The sequence below is a fragment of the Salmonella sp. SAL00672 genome (assembly GCF_046552175.1).
In the GTDB taxonomy this organism is placed as follows: Bacteria; Pseudomonadota; Gammaproteobacteria; order Enterobacterales; family Enterobacteriaceae; genus Salmonella; species Salmonella enterica.
This window is the reverse complement of the sequence record NZ_JBGDUQ010000016.1, coordinates 1-13,121: the sequence shown is the minus strand read 5'-3', so window position 1 is coordinate 13,121 and position 13,121 is coordinate 1. Positions and strand designations below refer to the sequence as shown.

Sequence of the window (13,121 nt, the reverse complement as noted above, 5' to 3'; positions counted from 1 at the left end):
GCTCGTTGGTAGGCCCGATAAGCTAGCGCCATCGGGCAAGCAATTACCGTTACGGTTTCGCCACAAAGCCAATGGCTTCGTAAACGGCTTTCAGCGTTTCGGCCGCACGTGCGCTGGCTTTTTCCGCCCCGTCTTTCATCACCTTCTGCAAGAACGCTTCGTCGTTGCGGAAACGATGATAGCGCTCCTGCAACTCAGACAGCATTCCGGAAACCGCCTCCGCCACTTCGCCTTTCAAATGGCCATACATTTTACCTTCAAACTGTTTTTCCAGTTCAGGAATGCTCTGACCGGTCACGGCGGAAAGAATATCCAGCAGGTTAGAGACACCCGCTTTCTCTTTCACATCATAACGCACTACCGGCGGCTCGTCGGAGTCAGTGACCGCACGTTTGATTTTCTTCACTACCGATTTCGGATCTTCCAGCAGGCCGATCACGTTATTACGGTTATCGTCCGATTTGGACATTTTCTTTGTCGGCTCCAGCAGCGACATCACGCGCGCGCCGGATTTTGGAATAAACGGTTCCGGTACTTTGAAAATATCGCCATACAGCCCGTTGAAACGCTGGGCGATATCGCGGCTCAGTTCCAGATGCTGCTTCTGATCTTCGCCTACCGGCACCAGATTGGTTTGGTACAACAGGATGTCTGCCGCCATCAACACCGGGTAATCAAACAGGCCGGCGTTAATGTTTTCCGCATAGCGCGCAGATTTATCTTTAAACTGCGTCATACGGCTCAGCTCGCCGAAATAGGTATAGCAGTTTAGCGCCCAGCCAAGCTGCGCATGTTCCGGCACATGGGACTGAACGAAAATAGTGCTCTTTTCAGGATCAATACCACATGCCAGGTACAGCGCCAGCGTATCCAGCGTCGCTTTACGTAGCTGCTGCGCTTCCTGACGCACGGTAATAGCATGTTGGTCTACGATGCAGTAGATGCAATGATAGTCATCCTGCATGTTTACCCACTGACGCAATGCCCCCATATAGTTGCCAATGGTCAATTCACCTGAGGGCTGTGCGCCACTAAAAACGATGGGCTTAGTCATTTTTTATTTCCTGGTTATCGCTATGCGGAAGCCCAAGTGCGGGCAAAAGATCGTTAAAACTGTCATAAATGACGTCCGGCTCGCTAAGAGCGATCGCTTCGCCATAATTGTAGCCGTATGTCAGGCCAACCGAAGGGCAGCCCGCCGCTTTTGCAGCCTGAATATCATTACGCGAATCGCCGACAAAAAGCATCTGCTCCGGCATCATGCCCAGCCGGCTTGCCACCAGCAACAGCGGCTCCGGATGCGGCTTCTTATTTTGCACATCATCGCCGCCGATAACCACACTAAAGTATTTGGCGATATCAAGCGATTCCAGCAACGGCGCGACGAACGGCGTCGGCTTATTCGTCACCAGACCTAATGACAATCCGCTGGCGTGCAGCGCGCCCAGCGTGTCGGCGACATGCGGAAATAAAAAAGTGCCCTCTTCCGCCACTTCGCCATAATATCTGTCGAACAGTTTACGCAGAATGCGTACCTGTTCCTCGGCAGGAATATCTTCATCAACGGGCGGTTTCCCCATCGTCTTACGCAGCGTGGCGCGCTCCTCGCGAGCCCAGGCCAGCGCGCGTTCCATCAATACGTCTGCGCCGTTACCAATCCAGGTAATCACGCGCTCCTCGCCCGCGACCGGCAGTTCCAGCGCATACAGCGCCATATCCACCGCCGCGGCAAGACCCGGCGCGCTATCCACCAGCGTACCGTCAAGATCAAAGGCGACGCCCCGAATATTCTGTAACTTATCCATGAGTTACCTTTGCCAGCTCACTGCGCATTTCATCAATTACTTTTTTGTAGTCGGGTTTATCGAAAATTGCCGACCCCGCAACAAACATGTCCGCACCTGCTGCGGCGATCTCGCCGATATTGTTCACCTTCACGCCGCCGTCCACTTCCAGGCGAATGTCGTAACCGGACGCATCAATGCGGCGACGCACTTCGCGCAGTTTATCCAGCGTCTGCGGAATAAAAGACTGGCCGCCGAAGCCTGGGTTCACGGACATCAGCAGGATCACATCCAGTTTGTCCATGACGTAATCGAGATAACTGAGCGGCGTTGCCGGGTTGAATACCAGCCCCGCTTTACAGCCGTGTTCTTTAATCAGCTGTAGCGTGCGGTCAACATGTTCGGAGGCTTCCGGGTGAAAGGTAATGATGCTCGCGCCAGCGGCGGCAAAGTCGGGCACGATACGGTCGACTGGCTTGACCATCAGGTGGACATCAATAGGCGCGGTAATACCGTACTGACGCAGGGATTTCAGCACCATCGGGCCGATAGTCAGGTTCGGCACATAGTGATTATCCATGACGTCAAAGTGTACAACATCAGCACCGGCAGCCAGCGCTTTGGCGGTGTCTTCACCCAGGCGAGCAAAATCAGCCGACAGAATTGAGGGGGCAATCAAATACTGTTTCATCCGCTTCTCCTTGAGAATTATTTTCTTGCAGGCGTTGCGACTCCTGGTTGGTACAGAGCCAGCAGTTCGTCCACCTTTTTACGTGTGCCGCCGTTGCTGCTTATACTGCGTCTAACTTTGACGACATGCAATTTTGCGAGTTGATACCACTCGCGTGTGAGCGCCGTATCATGGTTGGAAATGAGCACCGGTATCCGGTTACTGACCAGATTCTCAGCGATTTCCGCCAGATGCGCTTGTTGCGTCAGGCTAAAACTATTGGTGTGATACGCTGTGAAGTTAGCCGTGGCGGACAACGGCGCATAAGGCGGATCGCAATAGACCACCGACGACTTGTCCGCACGCGCCATACTGTCTGCGTATGACTCACAGTAAAAGAACGCATTCTGCGCTTTTTCTGCAAAGTGGTACAACTCCGCTTCCGGGAAGTAAGGTCTTTTATAACGACCAAACGGTACATTAAATTCCCCACGTAAGTTATAGCGACAGAGTCCGTTATAACCGTAGCGATTCAGATATAAAAACAGTACCGCCCGACGAAAGGGGTCCTGGCAGGTGTTGAACTCCTCACGGAGTTGGTAATAGACCTCAGCCTGGTTAGTTTCAGGCATAAACAGCTCGCGCGAAGCCTGTACATACTCGTCAGTACGTAACTTCACGATGTTATAGAGGCTAATAAGGTCGCTGTTGATATCGGCGAGGATATAACGAGAAAAGTCGGTGTTAAGAAACACCGATCCGGCACCCACAAAAGGTTCGACAAGGCACTCGCCTTTTGGCAAATGTCGTTTGATATCATCAAGCAGAGGGTATTTTCCCCCTGCCCACTTCAAAAAAGCGCGATTTTTTTTCATGCTGACTAACTAATTACACCTTCTCCGGCTGTGGAGAAAGCTCCGACAGCATCCTGCGCTTTAGGCTGTGCCGCGTTGCTTTACGGCGCATTTGACGGTAGCAAATGCGCCCCTCGCGCCTGTCCTGAACAAAAATAGCTGTCAGCGACACTCACAGGCAATTGCAGGACACAGCCTGGATTATTTCAGATCGGCCTGAACCTGATGCAACGGTTTTGCCCACGGGTTTTTCGCCTGCACATCGGCAGGTAAGGTGGACACCGCACGTTTAGCATCTTCTTTCGAAGCATACATCCCCGTTACCAGCACATACCACGGTTGTCCATTACGCGTCGTCTCGTATACCACATAATTTTTCAGGTTCTCTTTCTTCGCCCAACCGTTCAGGTTGTCGTAATTTGAAGAACTACTGAGCTGCAATGTGTAGTGGCTGGATGGCGCGCTCTTTAACGCGCCAACGTTGCCGGCGCTTTTCCCGCCGCCTGCGACAGGCGTCGTCGAGGCTTGCGCTGGCTTCGCGGTTTGTACCGGCGCAGCGCTTGCCGTCGCTGTCGGCGCAGCCGTCGTGGTGGTCGCTTTCGGCGTCGCGGCTGGCGCTGCCGGTTCCGTACGTTTCACTGGCGCGACCGGTTTCTTCGGTTCCGCAGTCGTGGTTTTCGCCGTGGTCTGCGGTTTCTTAGGTTCAATGACGGCCTGTTTACGTTCCGGACGCGTGGTATGACGCTCGGTAGGTTCGCTAACCGCCGCCTGACGCGTCGTGCTGCCATTGCGAACTGGCGCGACGGTTGCAGGCTCTGTCGGCAACGTAGAGTTCACCGCAACATTGTTCATCTGCTCTGGATTCTGCGTCAGCGCATTATTCAGATCGCCCTGCACTTCCACGCGCTGCTGACCGTCAGCGACCACAGGCGACTGTCCCTGCGTCGGCGTTGAAGAAATCGGCGGCAACGAAATATCCTGCGACGTATTGCCCGCGGTTTGTTCTGCGGAGGTGGCGCCCGGCGCAGGCTGGGTCGCATTCGCCTGGTCGGCGGCGTTACCGGAAAGATCGATACTCTTTTCGCCAGAGGCCGACGGCTCGCTGGAAGACGTTGAGGGGGCTTTCAGCGCGGAGCCGATACCGATAATCAACAGCAGCAGCACCAGTACGCCAACGCCCATCATCATGTACTGACGAGAGGCTGGCTTATGGGCCGCTTTTTTACGCTTACGTGGGCGGCGTTCAACACGCTCTTCGTCCACCGTATCGTCTTCATCGGATTCGTACTCTTCTTCAACTTCAGGTTCTTCACTACGCGCTTTACGCGTACGCGTCGGACGGCGATCGTCGGCATCCAGATCAACGTCATCAAAGTTGATCTGCGGTTCACTATCGCGTTCTGAAGATTGACGAGAACGACCAGTACGACGATCGCTGGGATCGGGTTTCAGCTCGTCTTCTGGTTTGAATTCATCCATTTAACACCCCACTCAAAGGTTAATGCTTACGACATTGCACATAACCTGAAGCTAAAAGACTGACAGCTACGCAATATCAGTCTGACCTTTCTTGTTGTTACGCCTGCTGACAGTCAGCAATCGCGCTAAGAACGACTTCGTGCGACACTCCGCCGCGCACTTCACTTTTCCCTATGGCCAGCGGAAGCACTAAACGCAGCTCCCCCGCTAACACTTTTTTATCTCGCAGCATGTGCGGCAAATAGTCCTGCGCGGACATCTCGCAAGGGCCATTGACTGGCAGCCCGGCCCGTTCGAGTAGAGCGATGATGCGCTGCGTATCAGCAGAACTAAACTGCCCCAAACGCTCGGATGCGCGCGCAGCCATCACTATACCTGCGGCAACGGCTTCACCATGTAACCAATTGCCATATCCCATTTCCGCTTCAATGGCGTGGCCAAAGGTATGTCCAAGATTCAGTAAAGCACGTAAGCCCGCTTCACGCTCGTCGGCGGCAACAACTTCGGCTTTCAGCTCGCAACAACGACGAATACAGTACGCCATCGCCGGGCCGTCCAGACGCAATAGCGCATCCAGATTACCCTCAAGCCAGGTGAAGAAGTCTGCGTCGAGTATAATGCCGTATTTGATCACCTCTGCCAGTCCCGATGCCAGTTCGCGTGCGGGAAGCGTTTTCAGGCAATCAAGATCGACAACCACAGAAGCGGGTTGGTAAAACGCGCCAATCATGTTTTTGCCAAGGGGATGGTTGACGGCGGTCTTCCCGCCCACGGAAGAATCAACCTGCGACAGTAAGGTAGTTGGCACCTGGATGAAACGAACGCCTCGCTGGTAGCTGGCCGCCGCAAAACCGGTGAGATCGCCAATCACGCCGCCGCCAAGCGCGACCAGCGTGGTATCACGACCATGCGGTTTTTTCAGTAACGCCGTAAACACCGTATCCAGCACCGTCAGGCTCTTATACTGCTCGCCGTCAGGAAGAATCACGCTGTCTACGTTAACGCCCGCCCGTTCGAGTACGCCGCGAACCTTGTCCAGATAAAGCGGCGCCAGGGTTTCGTTGGTCACTAACATGACCTGATCGCCTGATTTCAGCGGCAAGAATGAAGCTGGTTCGTTAAACAAACCAGCCGCGATGGTGATCGGGTAACTACGTTCCCCGAGAGTGACTGTAATCCTCTCCATGACGCGACATCCACCTTAGTTACTTGTGCCCGCTTACCCAGCGTATTCTGCTTGAATTAGTTGCTTTCCAGCATATGAATAATCTGGTTTGCCACAACCTTAGCGCTTTGATCGTCGGTGCGAATGGTGACGTCGGCAATCTCTTCGTACAGCGGATTGCGTTCGTTAGCCAGCGCTTCCAGAACTTCGCGAGGCGGTGCTTCAACCTGCAACAGCGGGCGTTTTTTATCACGCTGCGTGCGCGCCAGTTGTTTTTCGATGGTCGTTTCAAGGTAGACCACGACGCCACGCGCGGAGAGACGGTTACGCGTTTCACGCGATTTTACAGAGCCACCGCCGGTTGCCAGCACAATACCCTGTTTTTCCGTCAATTCGTTGATAACTTTTTCTTCACGATTACGGAAGCCGTCTTCACCTTCAACATCGAAGACCCAGCCCACATCAGCTCCGGTTCGTTTCTCAATCTCTTGATCAGAATCGTAAAATTCCATATTGAGTTGTTGAGCTAACTGGCGCCCAATAGTGCTTTTTCCGGCACCCATAGGCCCAACCAGAAAGATATTGCGTTTCTCTGCCATTTTTTCGGTACTACTAAGACTATTCGTTAATGGTAAACCCGCTTCACAGACACCCAGCGCAGCAGGACATGAACTGAAACCTCATAAGATATTGCGAGAGTCAGACTGAAAATTATCTCAATACTCAAGCGGGTTTGGCAACTGAATAAATCACCAAGCCTGATTGTTGCAAAACCCGAGTTAGCGTTGCCGAATGGCGACCAGAACAACATATCCGGCCTACAAATTGCTCTACTTTCAAACAATTGTGCGCAATCCGCAGAACCAATACGTCTGCATCAGCGGACATTCAGCCGTTTATCATCGGTCTTATGCACACCTTCGGCAAGGCAAAGCGCATTAATCAATGCGTAAGCAACGAAAAGCACGACTCTCAAATCGGTACTCCTTGTATGCTAAATACATCCGCACGTCAAATCCCGCAGATGCGTTCAGTGCAAAAACAGCGCTTTTTTATGCATAAATTATTCTGTCGCCACCAGTCTGGGGGTGATAAACACCACTAATTCGCGTCGCTCGTCCTCTTTGCCGTCATGGCGGAAGAGCTGACCAAGCCAGGGAATATCCCCCAACAGCGGCACGCTATCGCTACCCGATTTATTTTTTCGCGAAAAAATACCGCCCAGCGCCAGCGTCTCGCCGCTTTTTACCTCTACCTGCGTTTCAATTTCCTGTTTATCTATCGCCAGCACTTCGCCGTCAGCCTGTTGTAGTACCTGACCGGGAACATTCTGGCTGATATGTAACTTCAGGCGGATGCGCCCTTTTTGCAAAACGGTGGGCGTCACCTCCATCCCCAGCACCGCTTCTTTAAATTCCACGGAGGTCGCGCCGCTTTCGCCGCTGGAAACCTGATAAGGAATTTCGCTGCCTTGCTTGATACTGGCTGGCTGCAGATGGGAAGCCAGCAGCCGGGGGCTGGCGATAATATCCAACTGCTGCTTTTGCTCCAGCGCTGACAGCTCCAGATCCAGCAAGCGTCCGTTAATGCGCCCGATGTTAAACCCGACGCGTGAGGTGGCGGCGGCGACGGATAAATCACTGGAAAGCGTCGTCACGTCACCCACCGCGCCCGCTTGCGTCGCGTCAGCCAGCGTCCACTTTACGCCCAGTTCCCGTAGACTCTTTTCGTTAATGGTAACGATATGCGCCGCCAGCTCCACCTGCGCCACCGGCAGATCCATTTGCGATACCCATTTTTCCAGCTCCGCAAGGGCCGCGCGGTTATCGCGCAACAGCAGGCGGTTGGTGCGCTTATCTACCATGATGGTTCCCTTCGCGCTCAGGAGTTTCTCGCCCGCTTTCGCCAGTTCGCCGGCATCGGCGTATTGCAGGTTAATGCTGCGGTTTTCCAGCGGTAAATTAGCCTGAAGCCTTAACCGCTCGGCATTCTGCCGCGCACTGTGTTCTTTCTGCCAGGCCTGTGAATGAACATGGAGAATATTCCCCTCCTGACGTAGCACCAGCCCCGCGCTATTGACCACCGTCTGTAGCGCCTGTTTCCACGGCACATCCGTCAGATGTAGCGATAATGTCCCGCTGACGTCCGGCGACACCACCAGATTCTGCCGCTCCTGCTCGGCTAAAGTCTGCAAAACCTGCACCACAGGGACGTCATCAACCACCAGCGTCACTTTCGCCGCTTTTCCCGCCTGCGCGGCGGGCATCAAGGCTATCAGTATTATGGCTATCCATCGCTTCATTGTCCGCTCCCTGACGTAGCCACCGCCACTGCGGCGGCGCACAATTTTTACCGGTCGTTAACGTTAAGGCTTCCGCCGTCAGGTGGACAATCGTCCAACCGTTTTCCAGCGTCTGCCCTTCTTCCACTCGCCGCCATTTTTGCTGGCTGTCTTTAAGAATGCCTGTCCATCGCTCGCCTTTACGCACCGCGCCCTGATACCGCCACTGCGAGAGTTCGGCTATCCGGCAGCGATCTTCCGGCGGGCGGAAGGGATCGCGCATTCCCGTCAACGTCAGCAAACAAAAACAGAGCAATACACCGCAGCTAACCTTCATTCGCCAGGCGCTCCAGTTGCAACGTCATCAATAATTCCGCCCCCTCTTTACGCAATGAAAACCGACTTACGATCATCTCGCTTTCGGCCAACCGGACAAACAGCGACGGCACCGCATCCCAGGACGTTTTCAGCGCCATTTCTCCCCCCTGCGCCGATGGCTGCCAGTGCAGCAAACGCAGGGGAGGCGCCTGGAAATCTAACGGCGAAAAAGGACGCGGATTTTCCACTGTGCGCCCGAAAAGCGGTTCAGCCGCGACGCTCAGACGGCGCAGATGACGCCACTGTTGCCGGGCGGCCTCGCGCTGCTGGCTTAACCGCATTTGTTGCGTATCCAGCGTTTTCCAGCCGGGATAGCCCACAGATAACGCAACCGTCAGCGTCAGGCACAGCACGCCTGCACACCAACCAAAAACCCGACCACGCCGCGACATCCCGTACCAGATATCAAAGAGCGCGTTCACGGGCGGCGCTCCTCGTTAACTGATAATGGAACTGCCAGCGCCCTTGCGCATCCTGCTGCGTGGCGCCCGTGCGGTTTAGCGGAAAACTGACATAGTGACGAAGCGATGTCTCAAGCGTGAGCAGAGCGTCAAACGTTCTCGCCAGCCCTTCCAGCTCTAGCGTCTCTTGCTGATAATTGAGGCTTGTCAGCCATGCCTGCTCTGGCAACAGGTTGGCAAGGTCAGTCAAGATAGATTGCCAGGCTTGCGTCAGTTCACGCTGCGCCTGACGTTGTAATCGCGCCTGTTGCTGCCGCTGACGCTGCTGCAACTGCGGTATGTTCGCCGCAAGCGCCGTCGTGTGTCCGTTTTCCGCCGTCAGTAGCAGTTCATTAATCCTCCCCTCCTGCCAAAAAACCAACCGGGCGATCGTCGCGAGGCTTGCTATCAGCAGCAGGGACGCGCCCCATACCACGCACCACAGCCGCAGACGCGCTACGTAATGTTGGCGCCGCCAGGGGAGCAAATTGACAGAATGCGCCATCAGCGTATCTCCCCTATGGCTAAACCCAGCGCAATCGCAAAGCGATAACCGTCCGGCGGAACCGGCGGTTGGCGGACGGTAACGGCGCGCCAGGGGTCGAATTCGTCTTCGGCGCATAACGAAATATGTTCCGGCATGACGGATAACGTCGCGGCAAGGTCATGCAGCGTCGTCGCCTCGCGCGCCGATTTACGCCCCCACGCATAGCGCGTCGCCCACAGCCACTGGCTCTCATCGCGCCAGACCAGACATTGCCGCCCCGAAGGTATAAACGGCAGCAAGCGCTGTAACGCGCAGGCATCGGGCGTTACAGCAGCGATGCGCACATTGAGCGTTTGCGCCAGCGTTAACAGCGCTGAAATTTCTTTGCTTTGCACGGCGGTAACGTTGAACGCAGGGCTTAGCGCATCGTCCTGAAAGTCGAAACGCAATAAGTCCGGATCCATATCCAGCTCACGCGCCATCGTTTGTGAAAGCCATGCGACTTGCTCACGTTCCCGCAGACGCATCGGCGGATGTGGAAAAGCGCGTTGCAATGTCCGATTTGCGGGAAAAGAGAGATAAATACGGTGACGTAGCGGCAGCTCGCGGCTCCAGGGTCGCAGTACGTGAGCCAGCGATTGCGGGTCAGGAATCGTACCCTCTGCCGTGGAGACGTTCATCAGCGGCAGTCGCCACCAACGTTGCAGGGACCAGCCCGATGCGCCGCGAATAACGGCGATGGCCAGCGCTTCATGCTGCTGAATATGCAATCCTATTTGCCAGGTTTTAAAAGCCATAACGGTCGATCTCCTTATCACCCGTCGCGTTAACGGGTATATCAATGCGTCTGGCTTGCCTTTATACTACCGCGCGTTTGTTTATAAACTGCCCAAATGACACTAAATGGGAAATCTCCAGTGAAGTTCGTAAAGTATTTATTGATCCTTGCAGTATGTTGCATCCTGCTGGGAGCAGGCTCGATTTATGGCCTTTATCGCTATATTGAGCCACAGCTACCTGACGTCGCGACATTGAAAGATGTGCGTTTGCAAATTCCGATGCAGGTTTACAGCGCGGATGGCGAACTTATCGCGCAATATGGCGAAAAACGTCGTATTCCCGTTACGCTCGATCAAATTCCGCCGGAAATGATCAACGCCTTTATCGCCACCGAAGATAGCCGCTTTTATGAGCATCACGGCATTGACCCGGTAGGTATTTTCCGTGCGGCCAGCGTCGCGCTCTTCTCCGGTCACGCATCGCAGGGAGCAAGTACCATTACCCAGCAACTGGCGCGAAACTTCTTCCTTAGCCCCGAACGCACGCTGATGCGCAAGATCAAGGAAGCGTTTCTGGCGATTCGTATTGAGCAGTTGCTGAATAAAAATGAGATCCTCGAACTCTATCTGAACAAGATCTATCTCGGCTACCGCGCCTATGGCGTTGGCGCGGCGGCACAGGTCTACTTTGGTAAGACGGTCGACCAGCTTAGTCTAAGCGAAATGGCGGTCATCGCCGGGCTACCGAAAGCGCCTTCTACCTTTAACCCGCTCTACTCGATGGATCGGGCGGTGGCGCGCCGTAACGTAGTGCTCTCGCGAATGTTAAGCGAGGGATATATCACTCAGGCGCAGTACGATCAGGCCCGTAGCGAACCTATCGACGCAAATTATCACGCGCCGGAAATCGCCTTCTCCGCGCCTTATCTGTCGGAAATGGTGCGCCAGGAAATGTATAACCGTTATGGCGAAAGCGCCTACGAAGATGGTTATCGTATTTACACGACCATCACCCGCAAAGTGCAGCAGGCCGCGCAACAGGCGGTGCGTAATAACGTGCTGGACTATGACATGCGCCACGGTTATCGCGGCCCGGCGAATGTGCTATGGAAAGTGGGCGAAACGGCGTGGGACAGTAAAAAAATTACCGATACGTTGAAAGCGTTACCGACCTACGGACCGCTGCTTCCCGCCGTGGTCACCAGCGCTAATCCGCAAGAGGCGACCGCTGCGCTTGCCGACGGTACGTCCGTTTCGCTACATATGGAAGGAATGCGTTGGGCGCGGCCTTACCGCTCGGATACACAGCAGGGGCCGACGCCGCGTAAAGTTACCGATGTCGTCCAGACAGGTCAGCAAATCTGGGTTCGTCAGGTGGATAACGACTGGTGGCTGGCGCAGGTACCGGAAGTGAACTCCGCGCTGGTTTCGCTTAACCCGCAAACAGGCGCGGTAATGGCGCTGGTCGGCGGTTTCGATTTTAATCAGAGTAAATTTAACCGCGCGACGCAAGCTTTGCGTCAGGTGGGGTCGAACATCAAACCGTTCCTCTACACCGCCGCAATGGATAAAGGGCTGACGCTCGCCAGTATGCTCAACGATGTGCCGATTTCCCGCTGGGACGCCGGGGCAGGTTCAGACTGGCGTCCGAAAAACTCCCCGCCGCAGTACGCCGGACCGATTCGTTTACGCCAGGGGCTGGGGCAGTCGAAAAACGTGGTGATGGTACGCGCCATGCGCGCCATGGGCGTCGACTATGCGGCGGAGTATCTGCAACGCTTCGGCTTCCCGGCGCAGAATATCGTGCATACCGAATCGCTGGCGCTGGGCTCCGCCTCCTTCACGCCGATGCAGGTTGCGCGCGGTTATGCGGTGATGGCGAACGGCGGTTTCCTGATCGATCCGTATTTCATCAGCAAGATTGAGAACGATCAGGGCGGCGTGATCTTCGAAGCGAAACCGAAAATCGCCTGCCCGGAGTGCGATATCCCGGTCATTTACGGCAATACGCAGAAATCCGATGTGCTGGAAAACACCAATGTGGAAGAGGTCGCGGTTTCGCAAGAGCAGCAAAACAGCGCCGTACCGATGCCTGAGCTGGAACAGGCAAACCAGGCGCTGGTCGCGCAAAACGGCACGCAGGAGTACGCGCCGCATGTGATCAATACGCCGCTGGCGTTTCTGATTAAAAGCGCGCTGAACACCAATATCTTCGGCGAACCCGGCTGGATGGGTACCGGCTGGCGTGCGGCGCGTGACCTTAAACGTCGCGATATCGGCGGCAAAACCGGTACAACCAACAGCTCGAAAGACGCATGGTTCTCCGGCTATGGTCCTGGCGTCGTCACTTCCGTATGGATCGGCTTTGACGATCACCGCCGTGATTTAGGCCGCACCACCGCTTCCGGCGCGATCAAAGATCAAATCTCCGGCTATGAGGGCGGCGCGAAGAGCGCGCAACCTGCATGGGACGCCTATATGAAAGCCGTGCTGGAAGGCGTGCCGGAACAGCCGCTAACGCCGCCGCCGGGCATCGTCACGGTGAATATCGACCGCAGTACCGGACAACTGGCGAGCGGCGGTAACAGCCGTGAAGAGTATTTCATCGAAGGCACGCAGCCGACACAACAGGCGGTACACGAGGTGGGAACCACCATTATTGATAATGGTGAAACACACGAACTGTTCTGATCAAAAAAGGCGCTCCGGCGCCTTTTTTATTGTGTTTGACCCGTCCTGAATAGCGTTGACACGTTCCAGACTTAAATCCGGAGAACGTGATGATGACTGAGTTCAAACGCACC

13 protein-coding genes are annotated in these 13,121 nt (G+C 55.0%); 1 reads left to right on the top strand and 12 read right to left on the bottom strand.

The genetic code is table 11. The features are described from left to right. Positions 1-49: 49 nt before the first annotated feature. The 12 genes from trpS to ACLJTG_RS22625 form a co-directional block, all read right to left on the bottom strand. The gene (gene trpS / locus ACLJTG_RS22680; RefSeq protein ID WP_079951249.1) at positions 50-1,054 is read right to left on the bottom strand and encodes a tryptophan--tRNA ligase; all 1,005 of its coding nucleotides are present in this window, start codon (positions 1,052-1,054) and stop codon (positions 50-52) included. Then, entirely contained in the window at positions 1,047-1,805 is a 759-nt protein-coding gene (gph, locus tag ACLJTG_RS22675; RefSeq protein ID WP_000359649.1) for a phosphoglycolate phosphatase, read from the bottom strand. The genes trpS and gph overlap by 8 nt, the downstream gene beginning before the upstream one ends. Further along, the gene (gene rpe, locus ACLJTG_RS22670) at positions 1,798-2,475 is read right to left on the bottom strand and encodes a ribulose-phosphate 3-epimerase (RefSeq protein WP_000816284.1); all 678 of its coding nucleotides are present in this window, start codon (positions 2,473-2,475) and stop codon (positions 1,798-1,800) included. The genes gph and rpe overlap by 8 nt, the downstream gene beginning before the upstream one ends. Before the next feature lie 17 nt (positions 2,476-2,492). Beyond that, positions 2,493-3,329, bottom strand: coding sequence for an adenine-specific DNA-methyltransferase (gene dam, locus ACLJTG_RS22665; protein ID WP_000742132.1), 837 nt, complete (start codon positions 3,327-3,329; stop codon positions 2,493-2,495). 180 nt (positions 3,330-3,509) lie between these two features. Further along, the gene (damX, locus tag ACLJTG_RS22660; RefSeq protein WP_001593392.1) at positions 3,510-4,787 is read right to left on the bottom strand and encodes a cell division protein DamX; all 1,278 of its coding nucleotides are present in this window, start codon (positions 4,785-4,787) and stop codon (positions 3,510-3,512) included. A 97-nt stretch (positions 4,788-4,884) separates the two neighbouring features. Continuing rightward, entirely contained in the window at positions 4,885-5,973 is a 1,089-nt protein-coding gene (gene aroB, locus ACLJTG_RS22655) for a 3-dehydroquinate synthase (protein ID WP_000439824.1), read from the bottom strand. A gap of 56 nt (positions 5,974-6,029) precedes the next feature. Further along, positions 6,030-6,551 carry a shikimate kinase AroK gene (gene aroK / locus ACLJTG_RS22650; RefSeq protein ID WP_000818621.1) on the bottom strand — a complete coding sequence of 174 codons (522 nt, stop codon included), beginning with the start codon at positions 6,549-6,551 and terminating at the stop codon, positions 6,030-6,032. Between the two features lie 464 nt (positions 6,552-7,015). Then, the gene (hofQ, locus tag ACLJTG_RS22645) at positions 7,016-8,254 is read right to left on the bottom strand and encodes a DNA uptake porin HofQ (RefSeq protein WP_198898403.1); all 1,239 of its coding nucleotides are present in this window, start codon (positions 8,252-8,254) and stop codon (positions 7,016-7,018) included. Then, positions 8,169-8,570, bottom strand: a complete 402-nt coding sequence (locus ACLJTG_RS22640; RefSeq protein WP_001748863.1) for a HofP DNA utilization family protein — start codon at positions 8,568-8,570, stop codon at positions 8,169-8,171. The genes hofQ and ACLJTG_RS22640 overlap by 86 nt, the downstream gene beginning before the upstream one ends. Continuing rightward, a complete protein-coding gene (locus tag ACLJTG_RS22635) occupies positions 8,560-9,033 on the bottom strand; it encodes a hypothetical protein (protein WP_198898402.1) in 474 nt (157 codons plus the stop codon). The genes ACLJTG_RS22640 and ACLJTG_RS22635 overlap by 11 nt, the downstream gene beginning before the upstream one ends. Further along, positions 9,017-9,556, bottom strand: a complete 540-nt coding sequence (locus ACLJTG_RS22630; protein ID WP_000951381.1) for a PilN domain-containing protein — start codon at positions 9,554-9,556, stop codon at positions 9,017-9,019. The genes ACLJTG_RS22635 and ACLJTG_RS22630 overlap by 17 nt, the downstream gene beginning before the upstream one ends. Next, entirely contained in the window at positions 9,556-10,335 is a 780-nt protein-coding gene (locus tag ACLJTG_RS22625) for a DNA utilization protein HofM (RefSeq protein WP_198898401.1), read from the bottom strand. The genes ACLJTG_RS22630 and ACLJTG_RS22625 overlap by 1 nt, the downstream gene beginning before the upstream one ends. A gap of 120 nt (positions 10,336-10,455) precedes the next feature. Here ACLJTG_RS22625 and mrcA point away from each other — a divergent pair, with 120 nt between their 5' ends. Further along, positions 10,456-13,008, top strand: coding sequence for a peptidoglycan glycosyltransferase/peptidoglycan DD-transpeptidase MrcA (mrcA, locus tag ACLJTG_RS22620; protein ID WP_000673820.1), 2,553 nt, complete (start codon positions 10,456-10,458; stop codon positions 13,006-13,008). Positions 13,009-13,121 lie beyond the last annotated feature (113 nt).